Source organism: Rhizobium chutanense (assembly GCF_002531935.1).
Classification (GTDB): Bacteria; Pseudomonadota; Alphaproteobacteria; order Rhizobiales; family Rhizobiaceae; genus Rhizobium; species Rhizobium chutanense.
The window spans coordinates 80,702-97,770 of sequence record NZ_NWSV01000023.1; the positions used below are offsets into that span (position 1 = coordinate 80,702).

17 protein-coding genes are annotated in these 17,069 nt (G+C 60.1%); 10 read left to right on the plus strand and 7 right to left on the minus strand.

Going from position 1 to position 17,069, the window contains the following annotated elements:
• Positions 1-147: 147 nt before the first annotated feature.
• The 4 genes from CO666_RS25560 to traC all read right to left on the minus strand — a co-directional run bounded on the left by CO666_RS25560 (position 148) and on the right by traC (position 3,240).
• On the minus strand, positions 148-597 hold the full coding sequence (locus CO666_RS25560; RefSeq protein WP_097614844.1) for a thermonuclease family protein: 450 nt from the start codon (positions 595-597) through the stop codon (positions 148-150).
• A 145-nt stretch (positions 598-742) separates the two neighbouring features.
• On the minus strand, positions 743-2,746 hold the full coding sequence (gene traG / locus CO666_RS25565; protein ID WP_245436862.1) for a Ti-type conjugative transfer system protein TraG: 2,004 nt from the start codon (positions 2,744-2,746) through the stop codon (positions 743-745).
• Entirely contained in the window at positions 2,733-2,948 is a 216-nt protein-coding gene (gene traD / locus CO666_RS25570) for a type IV conjugative transfer system coupling protein TraD (protein ID WP_097614845.1), read from the minus strand. The genes traG and traD overlap by 14 nt, the downstream gene beginning before the upstream one ends.
• Before the next feature lie 4 nt (positions 2,949-2,952).
• Entirely contained in the window at positions 2,953-3,240 is a 288-nt protein-coding gene (gene traC, locus CO666_RS25575; RefSeq protein ID WP_097614846.1) for a conjugal transfer protein TraC, read from the minus strand.
• Positions 3,241-3,492: 252 nt separating this feature from the next.
• On the opposite strand from traC, the gene traA reads away from it, so the two are divergent.
• The 5 genes from traA to CO666_RS25600 all read left to right on the plus strand — a co-directional run bounded on the left by traA (position 3,493) and on the right by CO666_RS25600 (position 10,964).
• Positions 3,493-6,819: a Ti-type conjugative transfer relaxase TraA gene (gene traA, locus CO666_RS25580; RefSeq protein WP_097614847.1), complete on the plus strand. Its 3,327-nt coding sequence runs from the start codon at positions 3,493-3,495 to the stop codon at positions 6,817-6,819.
• Positions 6,816-7,379 (plus strand): conjugative transfer signal peptidase TraF, encoded by a 564-nt coding sequence (traF, locus tag CO666_RS25585; RefSeq protein WP_097614848.1) that lies wholly within the window; start codon positions 6,816-6,818, stop codon positions 7,377-7,379. The genes traA and traF overlap by 4 nt, the downstream gene beginning before the upstream one ends.
• On the plus strand, positions 7,369-8,535 hold the full coding sequence (locus tag CO666_RS25590) for a conjugal transfer protein TraB (protein WP_097614849.1): 1,167 nt from the start codon (positions 7,369-7,371) through the stop codon (positions 8,533-8,535). Before traF ends, CO666_RS25590 begins: the two co-directional genes overlap by 11 nt.
• 16 nt (positions 8,536-8,551) lie before the next feature.
• Positions 8,552-9,166 carry a TraH family protein gene (locus tag CO666_RS25595; protein WP_097614850.1) on the plus strand — a complete coding sequence of 205 codons (615 nt, stop codon included), beginning with the start codon at positions 8,552-8,554 and terminating at the stop codon, positions 9,164-9,166.
• Between the two features lie 232 nt (positions 9,167-9,398).
• Positions 9,399-10,964 (plus strand): Fic family protein, encoded by a 1,566-nt coding sequence (locus CO666_RS25600; RefSeq protein ID WP_097614851.1) that lies wholly within the window; start codon positions 9,399-9,401, stop codon positions 10,962-10,964.
• Between the two features lie 193 nt (positions 10,965-11,157).
• Here CO666_RS25600 and CO666_RS25605 read toward each other — a convergent pair whose 3' ends face one another.
• From CO666_RS25605 to CO666_RS25615, 3 genes are all read right to left on the minus strand, one after another.
• Entirely contained in the window at positions 11,158-11,457 is a 300-nt protein-coding gene (locus tag CO666_RS25605) for a DUF982 domain-containing protein (RefSeq protein WP_097614852.1), read from the minus strand.
• A gap of 69 nt (positions 11,458-11,526) precedes the next feature.
• Positions 11,527-12,003, minus strand: coding sequence for an Hsp20 family protein (locus CO666_RS25610; RefSeq protein WP_097614853.1), 477 nt, complete (start codon positions 12,001-12,003; stop codon positions 11,527-11,529).
• A 544-nt stretch (positions 12,004-12,547) separates the two neighbouring features.
• Positions 12,548-12,820 (minus strand): usg protein, encoded by a 273-nt coding sequence (locus CO666_RS25615; protein ID WP_097614854.1) that lies wholly within the window; start codon positions 12,818-12,820, stop codon positions 12,548-12,550.
• Positions 12,821-13,099: 279 nt separating this feature from the next.
• Here CO666_RS25615 and groES point away from each other — a divergent pair, with 279 nt between their 5' ends.
• The 5 genes from groES (at position 13,100) to CO666_RS25640 (ending at position 17,056) form a co-directional block, all read left to right on the plus strand.
• Positions 13,100-13,414 carry a co-chaperone GroES gene (gene groES / locus CO666_RS25620; protein ID WP_097614855.1) on the plus strand — a complete coding sequence of 105 codons (315 nt, stop codon included), beginning with the start codon at positions 13,100-13,102 and terminating at the stop codon, positions 13,412-13,414.
• Between the two features lie 60 nt (positions 13,415-13,474).
• Positions 13,475-15,103, plus strand: a complete 1,629-nt coding sequence (gene groL / locus CO666_RS25625) for a chaperonin GroEL (protein WP_097614856.1) — start codon at positions 13,475-13,477, stop codon at positions 15,101-15,103.
• 54 nt (positions 15,104-15,157) lie between these two features.
• Positions 15,158-15,403 (plus strand): hypothetical protein, encoded by a 246-nt coding sequence (locus tag CO666_RS25630; RefSeq protein WP_097614857.1) that lies wholly within the window; start codon positions 15,158-15,160, stop codon positions 15,401-15,403.
• 51 nt (positions 15,404-15,454) lie between these two features.
• Positions 15,455-15,874, plus strand: a complete 420-nt coding sequence (locus CO666_RS25635) for a hypothetical protein (RefSeq protein WP_097542425.1) — start codon at positions 15,455-15,457, stop codon at positions 15,872-15,874.
• Between the two features lie 87 nt (positions 15,875-15,961).
• Positions 15,962-17,056: a glycosyltransferase family 4 protein gene (locus CO666_RS25640; RefSeq protein ID WP_097614858.1), complete on the plus strand. Its 1,095-nt coding sequence runs from the start codon at positions 15,962-15,964 to the stop codon at positions 17,054-17,056.
• The last annotated feature ends 13 nt before the right edge of the window (positions 17,057-17,069 follow it).

Consider the following 17,069-nt stretch of genomic DNA (forward strand, 5'->3'; position numbering starts at 1 on the left):
TGGGCTGACAATAGCCGTTCGGTTTCCCGATTCAATGACCGCAACCGGCGCGAAGCGGCTGTGAATTCCCCCTCGGCTGGTGGCATCCACTGTCGAGCCCCGCCTTTCCTCAATCTCTCTTCCCTGCACGAGAAAATATAATAGCTGTCAAAGGCTCCCGCACCATCCGTGGCGCGCACCATCCCATGACCGGGCGAGCCCTTCCTCGATCAAAACTGTGCCCAGTGAACTGCCCGCTCGGGACACGGTTCGAAGTTTCCGTCCATACTTGTCTTCGTCGCGCAACCCGGCCGCCAGGGAGAATTTTCCGGCGTTGAGCAGCACCAGCAGGCGGGATTTTGCCGCTTCACCTTTGAGCCGTTCAGCCTCGCAGCGGGGCGGGCTCAGTTCAGGCGTATCGATATCGGCGATGCGGATTTTCTCACCCTCGAACCAGAAGGTGTCGCCATCGACGACACAGTTCGTCCGATGGCTGTCGCCGCAGAGGACGAACGACGCAGACAGCGCATCTTGTGCAGGCGCTTTGACGAACGCCACAGCGCTCCCGAGATAACCATTGCGATCAAGATACAGCCAGCCGGCGGCGGCGATCACCACGACCCAGACAATCGCAGTCGGAAAGCCTCTGCCGCGATCGGGACGGTGATGACGTGACGTCGAACGCGACGCATTGAAGCCGGGACGATCGTTCGCGACTTTCCGACTTTTCCTGAACGGTATGACGTTTTTTGCGCCAAGCTTTTCATCCCTCTTCGCCGGCAGACGTTATAGTCGATGTGGTTTCATCGGGGTTTACCGCAGCCGTCGAATTCGAAGCTTTCTTCTCGCCTCCGCCCATCGAATGAAACCGGTTTGTGCCGACGCAGGCTTTCATATCATCGCGCCGAAACCAGATGGCGCGGCCGCATCTAAGCGGCGCGTTGCCGGCTGTGAACACGATCTGCTCGTCCGCGCGCATGCGCAGGACTTCGTGCGGCTGGATCAGCGGTCGGGCCGCGAGCTGCTTCGAGCGCGTTCGCGATGATCCCTTCGCCTGGAAACTGCGACTGACCTGGTCGATCTCGACCGTCGTCATGCCACAGCGGCGCGAGATGTAGTCCGCGGTCTCGGGATCGTTGATCGCGGCGAACGAAATCCAGCTGGCACTCTCGAACCACTTGCTTGCCGCGTCGCGACCGCCATAGGTTTCACGCATCTGGCCGATCGACTGGTAGATCATTGTCAGTGTGATGCCGTATTTGCGTCCGGCGTCGCGTGCCGTTTCGAGAATCCGCATGTAGCCGAGGCGCGCGACCTCATCGAGGAGAAACAGCGCGCGCCCATTGAGCTGTCCGTCGCGATTGTAAATCGCGTTGAGAAGCGAGCCGATGACGACGCGGGCAAGACCCGAATGGGTCTCCAACGTCTTGAGGTCGATATTGATGAAGACGTCGGTGTTTCCCGTCGCGATGTCGCTGGTCGCGAATTTTTTTCCAGACACCAGCGCGGCGTAGTTCGGATAGGAAAGCCAGTGTGTTTCCTTGACCGCATTGGCATAGACGCCGGAGAAGGTTTCCGGCGTCATGTTGACGAAGGCTGCGACGTTCTCCTTAACGAAATCCGAGCCGGAATTGTCGTAGATGTCTTGCAGCCGCTTGCGCAATGTCGGTTCCGGCTCCGAGAGATTCATGCGCACCTGCCGAAGCGTCTGTTCCTTCTCATCCGTGTGGCCGGATAGGCAGACATCGGCGACGAGCGCCGTGAGGAGCTGAAGAGCTGACGCCCGGAAGAAGTCGTCTCGGACTCCGCGCGCGCCGCCGCTGTCGCTCATGATCCATGACGCGACGGAGGCGATATCCTCCTCCTTCGTACCTCCAAAACGGCCGACCCAGTCCAGGACGTTGAAGCCGACGTCCGGCTTCCTTGGATCGAGAACGAACACGTCCCTCCCCGCTCCGGCGCGATGCGCGGAGACCATCGGTGCGACCTCGTTCGATGGATCGAGCACGATCAGCGTGCCGCCCCATTTGAGCGCCGTTGGGATCGTTACCGACGTTGTCTTGAAACCGCCGGAACCGGCAAAAACGATCCCGTGCGACGAGCCGAAGGAGCCATCAAAGCACAGCAACGGCGACTTGCCACCGGTGCCCCACGTCTCAGCGCTATCGGCTCGAAACGCTTGGCTCCCGACACTGTCCTTGTCGACCCGATAACGCTCGCCGATGACGATACCGCCAGTATCGGGAAACAGCTTCGCCGATTCCGTCAGCTTCATCCAATCCGCTTCGCCATGGAGCGCCCGCTTGCCCTGAATGCGTTTCGGCTCGGCTCGTGCGAACGCCGCATTGCCGATGAGCACAACGCGGAGTGCGAAGCAGGCACACATGAGTGCTACGCCCGCTCCGATCGCCGTTGCTGGATCGAGATAGGCCAAGACCGACTTGTCGGCGTTAAGCGTCTCCGTGAAATCGGCAAGGCGCATCGTTTCGCGGGTAGCCGCGATCAGGATCGTCTCGCTGCATCCGGCAAGGACACCCCAACCTGCCTGCTTGATGTTGATCGAGCCGGCGCTCGCGAACAGGAACAGAATTCCAATCGCCGCACTTGTTACATAGGGCAAGGCGATCCCCGTGCGCCCCCATGCCAGTCGTGCGGCCTCGGTCTTTCCGAAGCCTGAAAGCCACTGCTCGATCCCGGTCATTCCGATGACGACCAGGATCATCAACGTCCCTGGCACGACGACGAGCGCAATCCTATTGATCGTCATTGCCGAAGGCCTCCACGCCGATCGCCGTGAGCCTGGACCGCTCGCCCTCGTCGCTTTTGATCCGGCGGGCGGCATCGAGGAGCGCGCCCAGCAACAGCGCGCGCTTCTCGTAGCGCAGCCCGGCTTTGACGATCAGGCCGCCGAGCTCGATCTTTTCGCGCGTGTCCTTCTTGCGGGCATCGGATGTCATGGTCCTTGCCATGCGCTCAAGCCTCGCCAGCGCTGCCCGCGCCCGCGCCAGACGCGTCCGATGCCTGTCCGCTGCTGTCGCCAGCGCCCTTCTTCCCTCCGGTCGTAGCGCCCTGCCCTCCGCGAAATCGCTTGCTCAGCTGCTCAAACGCTGCCTGAAGCTCCGCCTCTTCGATCTCGATCTCGCCAAGGCCTGCCTTGAGTGCGATCCTGCCGATGCGTTCGGCTTCCCTTGTCTCGGCGACCTTGAGCTGTTCCTGCAGCCTGGCGATTTCGTCGCGGATTCTCGAGGATGGCTTCTTCATTCCGATCGTCTCCTTGGGTGAGAAAGCTTGTCTTTCGAACCCAGTTTCCCGGACGGCAGTGCGGAACGCACTACTGTGAATCCTACAATCGCCAAGGGCGATACTTTGGTGAATGATCCCGGCCGTTCCGAAGGAGCGGCTTCCAAGGGCGCAATTATACGTCGCTGGCGCGACGTGTTACTGAGAGAGCCTGGTGGCCGCCGCTCCCCACGAACCCTTTGGTTTCGTTTGCAACCGGGAGAGAACTCCGCCGTGGCCGTCCCTCACTTCTCCGTCAGCGTCGTCGCCCGTGGCTCCGGCCGCAGCGCCGTCCTGTCGGCGGCCTACCGGCACTGCGCTAAGATGGAGTTTGAGCGGGAAGCCCGGACGATCGACTACACGCGAAAGCAGGGGCTCCTGCATGAGGAGTTCGTGATCCCTGCCGATGCGCCGGAATGGGTGCGCAGCATGATTGCCGATCGCTCGGTCGCCGGCGCATCCGAGGCCTTCTGGAACAAAGTGGAGGGCTTCGAGAAGCGATCCGACGCGCAGCTCGCCAAGGACGTCACCATTGCCCTGCCGCTCGAGCTGACGGCCGAGCAGAACATCGCGCTCATGCGCGACTTTGTGGAGCGGCACATCACCGCGCAGGGCATGGTCGCGGACTGGGTCTATCACGACGCACCCGGCAATCCTCACGTCCACCTCATGACCACATTGCGCCCGCTGACCGAAGACGGTTTCGGTTCGAAGAAGGTCGCGGTGCTCGGCCCGGATGGTAAGCCAATCCGAAGTGATGCCGGCAAAATCGTTTATCAGCTGTGGGCCGGTAGCACTGAGGATTTCAACGCTTTCCGCGACGGCTGGTTTGCCTGCCAGAACAAACATCTGGCGCTCGCCGGCCTCGATATTCGCATCGATGGCCGTTCCTTCGAAAAGCAGGGTATCGACCTCGAGCCAACCATTCACCTCGGCGTTGGCGCCAAAGCCATCGAGCGCAAGGCCGAGCAATCCGACCACAAGTCGGAGACCTCGACTCCCAAACTCGAACGCATCGAGCTTCAGGAGGAGCGCCGCAGCGAGAACGCCCGCCGCATCCAGCGCCGTCCGGAGATCGTGCTCGACCTGATCACGCGGGAGAAGAGCGTGTTCGACGAACGCGATGTTGCGAAGGTGTTGTATCGCTATATCGACGATGTCGCTCTGTTCCAAAGTCTGATGGTCCGCATTCTGCAAAGTCCGGAAGCGCTCCGGCTCGAACGCGAGCGGATCAACTTTGCGACAGGTATTCGGACCCCCGCGAAGCACACCACGCGCGAGATGATCCGGCTCGAAGCCGAGATGGCCAATCGCGCGATCTGGCTCTCCGGTCGCGCCTCCCATGGCGTCCGTGAGGCGGTGCTGCAGGCGACCTTTGCGCGCCATTCCCGTCTGTCGGATGAGCAACGAACGGCAATCGAGCATATCGCTGGGGCCACGCGGATCGCCGCCGTCATCGGCCGCGCGGGCGCCGGCAAGACCACGATGATGAAGGCTGCGCGCGAGGCATGGGAAGCGGCAGGCTATCGTGTCGTCGGCGGCGCCCTGGCGGGCAAAGCGGCCGAGGGATTGGAGAAGGAAGCGGGCATCGGCTCCCGCACACTGTCGTCGTGGGAGCTTCGCTGGAACCAGGGTCGCAACCAGCTCGACCACAAGACGGTGTTCGTGCTGGACGAGGCCGGCATGGTGTCGTCACGGCAGATGGCGCTGTTGGTCGAAGCAGTCACCAAGGCCGGCGCCAAACTCGTACCTGTCGGCGATCCGGAACAGCTTCAACCGATCGAAGCGGGTGCCGCCTTCCGCGCCATTGCCGATCGCATCGGCTATGCAGAACTTGAGACAATCTATCGTCAGCGCCAGCAATGGATGCGCGATGCCTCGCTCGATCTCGCTCGTGGTAATATCCGCAGGGCTGTCGATGCCTACACCGCTCATGGTCGAATGATTGGTTTGAGACTGAAGGACGACGCGGTCGAGAGCCTGATCACAGCGTGGGACCGCGACTACGACCCTTCGAAGACCAGCCTGATCCTCGCACACCTCCGCCGCGACGTCCGAATGCTCAACGATATGGCGCGCGCCAAGCTGGTCGAACGCGGCGTCGTCGCAGACGGATTTGCATTCAAGACAGAGTACGGAACGCGCATGTTCGCGACCGGCGACCAGATCGTGTTCCTCAAGAACGAGGGCAGCCTTGGCGTCAAGAACGGCATGCTCGCAAAGGTGCTTGAAGCCGCCCCTGGCCGGATTGTTGCCGAGGTTGGTGAAGGCGAGCACCGCCGGCAGGTCACGGTCGAGCAGTGCTTCTACAACAATCTGGACCACGGCTATGCGACAACGATCCACAAGAGCCAGGGCGCGACTGTCGACCGGGTGAAGGTGCTTGCTTCCCTATCTTTGGACCGGCATCTGACCTATGTGGCTTTGACGCGCCATCGTGAGGATCTAGCCGTCTACTACGGCAGTCGCTCCTTCGCGAAGTCCGGCGGCCTCATCCCGATCCTGTCGCGCCGGAACGCCAAGGAGACGACCCTCGATTACGAGAAGGCGTCGTTCTATCGCCAGGCGCTGCGCTTCGCGGAAGCGCGGGGCCTTCATCTTGTCAACGTCGCCCGCACGATCGCACACGATCGCCTCCAATGGGCCGTTCGGCAAAAACAGAAACTCGCCGACCTCGGCGCCCGTCTAGCCGCCATCGGTGCGGCACTCGGACTGGTCCGCGGCAGCAACAAACACTCCATCCCGGACACAATCAAGGAGGCCAAGCCCATGGTATCAGGCATCACCACCTTCCCGAAATCACTCGACCAGGCTGTCGAGGATAAGCTCGCCGCCGATCCCGGCCTCAAGACGCAATGGGAGGACGTCTCGACCCGCTTCCATCTCGTCTACGCAAAGCCGGAAGCTGCCTTCAAGGCGATCAATGTCGATACCATGTTGAAGGACCAGTCGGTCGCGCAGTCCACCCTCGCGAAGGTCGCCGGCGCCCCCGAAAGCTTCGGTGCGCTGAAGGGCAAGACCGGTGTTCTCGCCAGCCGTGCCGACAGGCAGGACCGGGAAAAAGCCATCGCCAACGTGCCGGCGCTCGCCCGAAATCTTGAACGTTACCTTCGTGAGCGGGCCGAGGCCGAATTGAAACATGAGACGGAGGAGCGCGCGGTCCGGCTCAAGGTTTCGGTCGACATCCCGGCGCTCTCTCCAGCCGCCAAGCAAACGCTCGAACGCGTGCGCGATGCGATCGATCGAAACGATCTTCCGGCTGGCCTCGAATACGCGCTGGCCGACAAAATGGTGAAGGTCGAACTCGAAGGTTTCGCCAAGGCGGTTTCCGAACGTTTCGGGGAACGGACCTTCCTGCCTTTGGCTGCGAAAGACACTGATGGCAAGACTTTCGAGACCGTCACATCGGGCATGACGGCCGGCCAGAAGGCGGAGGTCCAGTCCGCCTGGAATTCCATGCGTACGGTCCAGCAACTTGCCGCTTATGAACGAACGACGGAAGCGCTCAAGCAGGCCGAGACTCTGCGGCAAACCAAGAGCCAAGGGCTCTCGCTGAAATGACCGGGGCTGCAACCCGCCGGTCGATGATCACGCAGCAACGACGAGCCATTGTGGTTCTGTCGATGGCGGCGGTGGCCGCCATCCTGCTGGTGGTGACTGCCGTCGCCGGCGGCTACCGCATCAATCTGACACCGAGCGAGCCACTCGGCCTGTGGCGCATTATCCCGCTTCATCGACCGGCAGCAGTCGACGACCTCGTGTTCATCTGCCCGCCGGAAACGGCGGCGATGCGGGCAGCGAGGGCACGAGGCTATCTCCGTTCTGGTTCCTGCCCTGGCGGGGTCGCACCGTTGATCAAGACAGTGATCGCCGTTGCAGGACAGCATATCGAAATCGGCGTCAGCGTGAGCGTGGATGGGTGGGGAGTTTCCTCTTCCAGTCTCGCACTACGAGATGGAAAAGGCCGGCCGTTGACGCCCTTTCCGAGCGGCATCGTACCGCCAGGATATGTCTTCCTGCATTCCGCATTCCCCGGCTCCTATGACTCCCGATATTTTGGCCCGGTACCGATCTCCGGCATTCTCGGGCTGGCGCAGGAGGTGTTCACCTATGTGCCGTGATTACCTTCGGCCGGCGCTGCTGATATTCGTTTCGATCGCAATCGGCGTGGTGGGCTGGAGCGGCCACGTGTTGCTTCTACCCGTCGCGCTGGGGTTTCCGCTTCTGTGGTCGATCTCGCGAACGAGATTAGTGGCGGCACTTGTCTCCGCCGGATATTTCCTGGCCGCATCACGTGGTTTGCCGCAAGGCGTAGCGGCGTTCTATTCGTCGGACATCTGGCCGGGCCTTCTGCTCTGGCTGTGTGCGTCTTTGAGCTTCGTTGCCGTGCATACGGTCCTCTGGACGAAGAACAGCGGAGATCGTCCGTTTCGCTATCTTCTGGCGGCCATCATCATGTCGATCCCGCCATTCGGTATCACGGGCTGGGCTCATCCAGCTACTGCTGCGGGTGCTCTGTTCCCGGGATTGGGATGGTGGGGCCTTGGCTTCATGACAGCTGGCCTTGCGGGCCTCGTAACCCGCATTTGGCCAGCTGTCGCCATCACCTTCGCAGGCCTTTGGCTGTGGTCCGCCGCATCGTGGACCGAGCCGGGTCTACCCAATGGCTGGCTCGGTGTCGACCTCGAATTGGGCGCTTCGCTCGGTCGGGACGCCGGTCTTCACCGCCAGCGTGACCTGATCGCAACGGTGCGGAATGCGGCCAGCGATGGCGCACGCTTTGTGGTGCTGCCGGAAACTGCGCTCGGTTTCTGGACACCGACCGTGGCGCGGCTTTGGATGAGCGCGTCCGGCGATACCGATGGGACGGTCATCGCCGGTGCCACGGTGCTCGATGCCGCCGGCTACGACAATGTCCTCGTCGCGATCGATAGGAAGGGCGAAAGCAGCATCCTCTATCGCGAACGCATGCCGGTCCCCGGCTCGATGTGGCAGCCGTGGCGATCCTGGTTCGGAGAAAGTGGTGGCGCCAGGGCAGATTTCTTCGCAAACCCGGTCGTTTCCGTTGGTGCCAGCCGGGCGGCCCCGCTGATCTGCTACGAACAACTGATCGTTTGGCCGATCCTCCAGTCCATGCTCCACCATCCCGATCTCGTCGTTGCCGTCGGAAACGGATGGTGGACCGAAGGGACGTCGATCGTCGCCATTCAGCGCGCCGCTGCCACCGCATGGGCAAAGCTCTTCGCAAAACCGCTTGTTATTGCCTTCAACACCTGACTGCCCAGGAGACATCATGCTCGACGCCGCCCTGATAAAAGAATGCGCAGACCCCTCCCTCAAGCCCGCGATAATAGAGCAGTTCGTGATGGCAGCGGGCTCGGATGATCCCCTCGCTGTTACCGTTAAATCGGGCGGCCGATTGATACTCGTTCCGAAAGCGGCTTCGACTGAGGAGGCGATGGCGATCGTGCGCCAATACGCTGGTCAGGCCGTCGTCCGCGTCGGCCTGACGCAGTTTCCCGCAGGCGTTGGAGTCAAGGAAGCGACCGATTTGAAGCCCGATCTAGTCGACCCCTGCCAGAACCTTCGCAAAGGCACGGCGATGTTCGCCAAGGTCCTCAGGATCGTTGCGAGATGGTATGGCAACCCCACGAGCAAAGACGTCTTCCCGCAGATTTTCGAGGATGCGATTTACGCATGGAAGACCGGTGAGTTCGAGGGCGTGAGCGTGTTTCAGGCGGAGGATCCGGGAACACCGGTTGGTGTTTCGCAGCAAAGTAGAGAGAAGATCCCCGCCGAGGAGGAGGACGCTGACGCGGAATCAAGAGAGGAACAGCCAGAGGCGGAGCAGGATGCTGGGCGCGCGGGGATACGGATCGATCTGTCGCGCATTGGTGGTCAGCAATAGCATTGAGTTCGTCTCGCCTTGCGAAACGGTTCTCGGCGAGGTGGAATTTTAGTTTGAGTCCAAGGCAGAAAATTAGTGTGAGTCAAACTCATAAAACTAGTGCGACTCAAAGACGCGAAACTAGTGTGACTCAAATGCAGGATATTAGTGTTTGTCAAAGGCGTCAAATTAGTGCAACAACAAAGCACGGAAGTAGTGGTCCGCTACTCACACACCGTCGCCGGAGGCCAACGTGGCGAAACCCAATGAACTGCTCGCGGCATCCCTGGCTGAACTGAGGGGAGTGACGCAGAACGGCACCCGATCGGTGGTGAAATCCGAAGAGCTCAGCCGTGTCCACCGGGAACGACTACAGGACAATGGGTTCCTCGAAGAAATCATGAAGGGCTGGCTGGCGGTGAACTCGCGACCGTCGGCCAACAACAGGATCGATGCGGCCTGGAGCACCGTCTACTGGGAGTTCGTTGCCAGATACCTGGACGACCGTTTCGCGGGTGAATGGCGACTCTCCGCAGAGGCCTCCGTGGCTCTATGGTCCGAAAACCACTCCATCCCGGGGCAGGTCATCGTCAGAAGCTCGAAAGCGAACAATCAGCTTGTGAAGCTACCGAGCAATACGTCGCTCTATCTGCTGCGCTCAAAGGAAAACGAGCCCGCCGAGACGAGAGAACGATTGAGATTGATGCCGATGGAAGAGGCGATCTGCAATCTGTCGCCGGAGTCGTGGAGAACGTCAGCGACCGATGTCATCGCAGTCATTGGCTCAATCCGCGGAACAAGCACGCTGCTTCAATACCTCCTGGACGGCGGCCGGAGCCACGTTGGCGGTCGCATCGCGGGAGCCCTGCGCCATCTCGGCAGGACAAGGGACGCGGACACGATCATCAAGACCCTGGAATCGGCGGGCTACAACCCGCACGAGGACAACCCTTTCGACCCGACAGTCGATCTGGTCACGCTGGATGCGCGACGAACTCAGGCGCCGTCCGCTACCCGGATCAAGAACCTCTGGGCGAAAATGGGGAAAGACGCCCTCAATCACATCGGATTCGAGCAAGTGCGGATCAACGACCGGGACGGATATATCGCGGACATTGATGAGCGTTATGTGGCAGACGCCCTGAACTCGCTTTCGATCGAGGGTTACGAGGTGTCGGAAGAGCTGATCCGGAGGGTACAGGACGGTCAATGGAAACCGGACGAGGACGCGCAGGACTACGAGACCAAGAACGCGCTAGCTGCCAAGGGATACAGACTGGCTTTTGAGGAGGTGCGCGATGACATCAGGAAGATCCTTGATGGAGCACCTACCGGCGAACTGCTCGAGGCACGGCACCAGGATTGGTTCCGAGCCATGTTCAGCCCTTCGGTAACCGCGGGTATCATCAAGGCGCACCAACTCGCGGGTTACCGATCGCACAATGTCTATCTGCGGGGATCCTCGCATGTCCCCTTACCGCCGCATGCAATCGCCGACGCCATGGACGCACTGTTCGAGAGCATATCGGAGGAATCTGATGCGCGCGTGAAGGCAATCCTCGCCCCATTCCTATTCACCTATATCCACCCGTTTCCGGACGGGAACGGACGCACGGCGCGCTTTATTATGAATGCGCTTCTTGCCGAGAGCGGAGCGCCGTGGACCGTCATACCTGTCGCGCGCCGTGACGAGTACATGAACGCCCTGGAAGAGGCGAGCCAGCACGAAAACATCGTGCCTCTCACGAACTTCGTCTCGGAGCTGGTGAACGCGCCACCACCATCCACGGAAGCCAAAGCCGCGTGGAAAGACAACTAGAGTACCCGCTTAAGTCGGCCATATGCGTGGCGCCTGAATGGATGCGGCGCTTAGATATCAGTCACCGGTCGCGGCGTGTGGCGGAACTCGCGGCATTCCAAGCATGAAGACGGATTTCTGCCAGTAGCGTTGGCCCGATCGTCATGGCATTGCTTGCAGCCTGCTCCAAGATGTTGTCCATCATCGAATTACCTCAGCGTACGTGCGGATCCCTGTCCCGGCGCAGGCGAGACGCGACGATGGCGTTAGTTTCCGGCGCCAACAGATCGTGCTTTTCAGCAAAGGCGGCAAACAGGCCGCGGGCGGTCTCCGCTTCGATTTCGCCGCGTAGCGCGGCACCACACGCCTTAAGCGCAACGGAGTGCGCGTGATCTCTGAGCGCCGCCGGCCACTCGACGAGATGCCGGTACGCATCCATCGCGCTGCGAACCTCCGCCGGAAAGCCGAGTCCGACAAGAATAGAAACAGGCTCTTTGAACATATCGGGTTTCATTGCGCTCTCCTTCCTAACCCGCGATGTTGACGGGCGCCGCCGCAGCGACGCCCTCTTGATGGGTTCTGCTTAAGCGGCCTTCTGCGCTTCGATCTGCGCGGGAGGAGCCGACGGCTCAAGAGTCGCCGCAGTCTCGATGGCGATTTTTCGCGGCTTCATTTCCTCCGGAACCTCACGAACGAGATCCACGGAAAGCAGACCGTTCTTTAGATCCGCTCCGTTCACCCTGACATGGTCGGCGAGCTCGAACCGGTGTTCGAACGGCCGGCCGGCTATGCCGCGATGAAGGTAGGCTTCGGTAGCCGCCTCTTGCTCTTTGCCGGTCACGGTCAGAAGGTTGGACTGGAATGTTATGTCGAGATCGTCCTGGGCGAAACCTGCCACCGCTATCGAGATCCGATAGCTGTCATCGCCAGTCTTGACAATGTCATAGGGCGGCCAGTCGTTAATCGAGCGGGCGCGCTGAGCATTTTCGAGAAGATTGAAGACCCGATCGAAACCGACGCTGGATCGGAACAGCGGTGCATAGTCGTAGGATGTTGCCATAGCCATATCCTCCTTGAAGCAACATGGGTACGGAGCGCCGAAAGATGGCGCTTCCAGCAAGGCCAGCCCTATCCTCAGCGGCTGGCAGCTATCGATTTGGTTTTTGAGAATTTCGGATGCAAGACCAGCGCCTGAGAAAATTAATCGAACCAGTCGATCGAGCTCATAACTTGCAGCTATATCCCGTACGCCCTCACAAGAGGCGCACGCAGATTGCCACCGACGGCCGAACCGCGGAATTCAGAGCCGGCAATCAAACGTGGGCTGCGCAGGAAAACAACGCTTGCCCTTCAACGGCACTATTCAGCGATCTGGTCTTCGGGCCATCTCTGGTGCTCCGATGCAGTGGCGCTTGAAATCCTCCATCGCTCGTCGAGGCTTTGCCACTCAATTCCATTTTGCAGCTTGGGAGCAATTGGCTTGCGCGATCCCGACTCGCCTTTGACATCGTCACACGGAGACCGCGATGACGTGCGCCGTGGGCCGAGCTCATCAAGCCTCGGTCGAAAAAAGAGCCAGGCAACGAAAAATCCGGACTCAAGTCTCAGTGCAAATTGAACTCGCCTTCAACGCGGCGCCATTCGTTCGGTCCGATCAGGCGCTGATGCGTATAGCGGACGGAATGCAGCGGCCCGTCAAGGTTGGTCTGCCAGAAGTCGAGGAACTTCAGCATTTCAGGGAAATCAGGAGCCAGATCGTAATCCTGCCAGACATAAGTCTGCAGGACGGATTCGAAATCGGGAATGCGGTAGAGGATGTGCGCGGTAGTAAGGCCATAACCGTTGAGCTGACGCTCCAGATCCGATGAAAATCGCATGCTTCGTCTCCGTTTCGTAACAGTCTGAAGGTGGCGCAAATTTTTTCCGCCATCAACGAATTTTTGAACGCTCAAGGCCAGGTTGTTGTTCCTTTCCAGTGTGTTAGCAGCCCTCTCCGAGGAGTGCTAATTTTTTCGTTTCGCCCTCTTGAAATCGAAAAATCGCAAAACCAGATCATTTCGCGCAAAAGGCTCGATCGAGATTTTGCACCCGCCCGGACTGGTCATCCGGTCCGGCCAGGGGATTAACGTCATCATTTTTGCTCAACGGAGGAAAACATGTCGTTCCGACCGCTTCATGATCGCATTCTCGTCCGCCGGGTCGAATCCGAAGAAAAGACCAAGGGTGGAATCATCATTCCCGACACCGCCAAGGAAAAGCCGCAGGAAGGCGAGGTCATCGCCGTCGGGCCTGGCGCGCGCAACGAGGCCGGCCAGATCCAGGCGCTCGACGTCAAGGCCGGCGATCGCATCCTCTTCGGCAAATGGTCCGGCACCGAGATCAAGATCAATGGCGAGGACCTGCTGATCATGAAGGAAAGCGATGTCATGGGCATCATCGAAGCCCAGGTCCAGCAGAAGAAAGCTGCCTGAGACGATAACCCGCCAATCCAACCCATCAGTCAGATAGCTGCCTATTGAGGAGTTAACGAAATGGCTGCGAAAGAAGTCAAGTTTCACACCGATGCCCGTGAACGCATGCTGCGTGGGGTCGACGTACTCGCCAACGCGGTGAAGGTGACGCTCGGCCCCAAGGGTCGCAACGTCGTGATCGACAAGTCGTTCGGCGCGCCGCGCATCACCAAGGACGGCGTTTCGGTCGCCAAGGAAATCGAACTGGAAGACAAGTTCGAGAACATGGGTGCCCAGATGCTGCGTGAAGTGGCATCGAAGACCAACGATCTAGCCGGCGACGGAACCACGACCGCAACCGTGCTTGCTCAGGCAATCGTCAAGGAAGGTGCGAAAGCCGTTGCGTCCGGCATGAATCCAATGGACCTGAAGCGCGGTATCGACATCGCCGTCGACGCCGTCGTCAAGGAACTGAAGACCAACGCTCGCAAGATCACCAGCAATTCCGAGATCGCCCAGGTCGGCACCATCTCCGCGAATGGCGATTCCGAGATCGGCCGCTATCTCGCCGAAGCGATGGAGAAGGTCGGCAATGAAGGGGTCATCACCGTCGAGGAAGCCAAGACCGCCGAAACCGAACTCGAAGTCGTCGAAGGCATGCAGTTCGATCGTGGCTACCTGTCGCCTTACTTCGTGACCAACGCCGACAAGATGCGCGTGGAGTTCGAGGATCCCTATATCCTCATTCACGAGAAGAAGCTCTCGAACCTGCAATCCATGCTTCCGGTTCTCGAAGCCGTCGTCCAGTCCGGCAAGCCGCTGGTCATCATCGCTGAAGACGTCGAAGGCGAAGCACTTGCGACCCTCGTGGTCAACAAGCTGCGTGGCGGCCTGAAGATTGCAGCCGTCAAGGCTCCGGGCTTCGGCGACCGCCGCAAGGCCATGCTGGAAGACATCGCCATCCTGACGGGCGGCACTGTCATCTCCGAAGACCTCGGCATCAAGCTCGAGAATGTCACCCTCAACATGCTCGGCCGGGCCAAGAAGGTGGCGATCGAGAAGGAGAACACCACCATTATCGATGGCGTCGGCTCCAAAGCGGAAATCGATGGCCGCGTCGCGCAGATCAAGGCCCAGATCGAGGAGACGACCTCCGATTACGACCGCGAGAAGCTGCAGGAGCGCCTGGCAAAGCTCGCCGGCGGCGTTGCCGTCATCCGCGTCGGCGGATCGACCGAAGTCGAAGTGAAGGAGAAGAAGGACCGCGTCGACGATGCACTGCATGCAACCCGTGCGGCCGTCGAGGAAGGCATCCTGCCGGGCGGTGGCGTTGCGCTGTTGCGTGCCGTCAAGGCCCTCGACAATCTTGATGCCGCCAACCAGGACCAGAAGGTCGGCATCGAGATCGTTCGCCGGGCGATCGAGGCTCCGGTCCGTCAGATCGCCGAGAACGCCGGCGCCGAAGGTTCGATCATCGTCGGCAAGCTGCGCGAGAAAACCGACTTCTCCTACGGTTGGAACGCCCAGACCGGCGAATATGGCGACCTTTATTCGCAAGGCGTCATCGATCCGGCCAAGGTCGTGCGCACCGCGCTCCAGGATGCTGCTTCGGTTGCCGGCCTGCTGGTGACGACGGAGGCTATGATCGCTGAAAAGCCCAAGAAGGAAGCCGCTCCGGCGATCCCCGCCGGTGCCGGCATGGATTTCTAAGGCCGCCGGCCCGCCCTGCTCTTGAAGGGCGGGCCTCCAGCAATGGAGGAACAAATGGTTCAAACGATCATCAAGAAGTCGCAAGCGCCGCTTGATTCCCGTGACCTCGAAGTCTGCCGACACGTCTTCGATGACCTCAGAACTGTGGCGGACTTGCCTCGCAATTCTGAAGAAGCTGAACGCATCGCGGCAATCGTCGTGGAGCTTTATCGGCAGGGCGTTCGCAATCCCGAACACCTGAAGACCATGGTTCGGGCCGCGCGCGGACTGTTCGAAAAGCAACCTACCCAGGCCGTGTGACCATGGGAGAGTCGACAAAGTCCATTGGTCCTATATCCGTGGAGTCAGAACATGAGAAAGGAAACTGATAGCAATTCTGCAGCCAAGCATGCCGCAGCAACAATCAGCGCCGCGCATCTGTTGCACCCGGCCATGCATTTCGATCATCCCCGCGACGTGCTGATGGCGGACAATATCAGCAAGGACGAGAAGCGGGCCATTCTGGCCTCATGGGCGTCCGACGTATGTGCAATCGAATCCATGCCAGCCTGGCGACGCTATCCCGGGACAGAACGGATTGTCTCCTATGATGAGGTTCTTGCGACCTTGAAGGCTCTCGATGGTGACGATCAAAACACGTCAGCGCAAAAGCAGACGGCTTCCGTCAATGACAGCCAAAGCCGCCGCCGTAGATCGCTGTCGCACCGATCCGGCGGCTTCGGTCTGTGCAGCTACTGGAAACGAGGACTCAGACAACCATTCGAGATCTAACCGCTCCCCCTGACCGCCGCGTGCCTGTTTCGGACGCGGAGAAGATTTTTACCGACGACTCTTTGCTCAACTGAGGAGGTTTTGCCGATGAAGATCGCTCAGATCGCGCCGCTCGCCGAAAGCGTTCCGCCGAAGCTCTATGGGGGAACGGAGCGGATTGTATCCTATCTCACCGAAGAACTTGTCTCGCAGGGCCACGACGTCACGCTTTTTGCCAGCGGCGACTCCGTCACCGACGCCCGGCTCGTATCCTGCGCGGACGTTGCGCTGCGGCTTAACCCGGCGGTCAAGGACCAACTGCCGCATCAGATTGTGATGCTGGAGGAAATTCGGTGCCGCGCGCATGAGTTTGATGTCCTGCATTTCCATATCGATCTGTTGCATTTCCCGCTGATCCGAAATTTTGCCGACCGCACGCTGACAACCTTGCACGGCCGTCTGGATCTGCCGGATCTCAAGCCCTTCTACCAGACCTTCGCAGATGTTCCGGTCGTTTCGATCTCCAATGACCAACGTAGGCCTATGCCACCGGTCCATTGGGCGGGAACGGTTTACCACGGTCTGCCCACCGGTCTGCTGCCTTTCACGGAAAAGCCAAAGGGCGATTACCTTGCGTTTCTCGGCCGCATTTCGCCGGAAAAGCGACCCGATCGTGCAATAGAGATCGCGGCAAAAGTCGGCATGCAGCTGAAGATCGCCGCCAAGATCGACAATGCCGACATGGCCTACTGGGAAACGGTCATCGAGCCGATGATGAAACGTCATTCCAATGTAGAGTTCATCGGCGAGATCGATGAGCATCAGAAAGCAACCTTCCTTGGAAATGCAGGAGCCTTGCTTTTCCCGATCGATTGGCCGGAGCCGTTCGGACTGGTGATGATCGAGGCAATGGCCTGCGGCACTCCGGTCGTCGCCTTCGGCTGCGGCTCGGTGCCGGAGGTGATCGACAACGGCGTGTCCGGAATTCTGGTCGACAGCGTCACCGACGCGGCCGAGAACGTCGAATGGGCGCTTCGGATGGATCGCCACAAGGTGCGGGCCACGTTCGAGAAGCGCTTTACCGCGGAAAGGATGGCGTACGACTACCTCGACCTCTACCGTAGCCTACCCGGCGTCCGTTCCAAAGTCGCTCCAGTTCGCCGGTCGAACGGGCAGCCGCTCGACTTGCAGCTCGTCGTCTGAGATTTCAGGAGGA

Excerpts from the sequence above, each read along its gene's own strand:
- CO666_RS25595 (WP_097614850.1), top strand. The coding sequence starts at position 8,552 with ATGCTCGACGCCGCCCTGATAAAAGAATGCGCAGACCCCTCCCTCAAG.
- CO666_RS25610 (WP_097614853.1), bottom strand. The coding sequence starts at position 12,003 with ATGGCAACATCCTACGACTATGCACCGCTGTTCCGATCCAGCGTCGGT.
- groES (WP_097614855.1), top strand. The coding sequence starts at position 13,100 with ATGTCGTTCCGACCGCTTCATGATCGCATTCTCGTCCGCCGGGTCGAA.
- traC (WP_097614846.1), bottom strand. The coding sequence starts at position 3,240 with ATGAAGAAGCCATCCTCGAGAATCCGCGACGAAATCGCCAGGCTGCAG.
- CO666_RS25590 (WP_097614849.1), top strand. The coding sequence starts at position 7,369 with ATGTGCCGTGATTACCTTCGGCCGGCGCTGCTGATATTCGTTTCGATC.
- CO666_RS25605 (WP_097614852.1), bottom strand. The coding sequence starts at position 11,457 with ATGAAACCCGATATGTTCAAAGAGCCTGTTTCTATTCTTGTCGGACTC.
- groL (WP_097614856.1), top strand. The coding sequence starts at position 13,475 with ATGGCTGCGAAAGAAGTCAAGTTTCACACCGATGCCCGTGAACGCATG.
- traG (WP_245436862.1), bottom strand. The coding sequence starts at position 2,746 with ATGACGATCAATAGGATTGCGCTCGTCGTCGTGCCAGGGACGTTGATG.
- CO666_RS25640 (WP_097614858.1), top strand. The coding sequence starts at position 15,962 with ATGAAGATCGCTCAGATCGCGCCGCTCGCCGAAAGCGTTCCGCCGAAG.
- traD (WP_097614845.1), bottom strand. The coding sequence starts at position 2,948 with ATGGCAAGGACCATGACATCCGATGCCCGCAAGAAGGACACGCGCGAA.
- CO666_RS25615 (WP_097614854.1), bottom strand. The coding sequence starts at position 12,820 with ATGCGATTTTCATCGGATCTGGAGCGTCAGCTCAACGGTTATGGCCTT.
- CO666_RS25630 (WP_097614857.1), top strand. The coding sequence starts at position 15,158 with ATGGTTCAAACGATCATCAAGAAGTCGCAAGCGCCGCTTGATTCCCGT.
- CO666_RS25635 (WP_097542425.1), top strand. The coding sequence starts at position 15,455 with ATGAGAAAGGAAACTGATAGCAATTCTGCAGCCAAGCATGCCGCAGCA.
- traF (WP_097614848.1), top strand. The coding sequence starts at position 6,816 with ATGACCGGGGCTGCAACCCGCCGGTCGATGATCACGCAGCAACGACGA.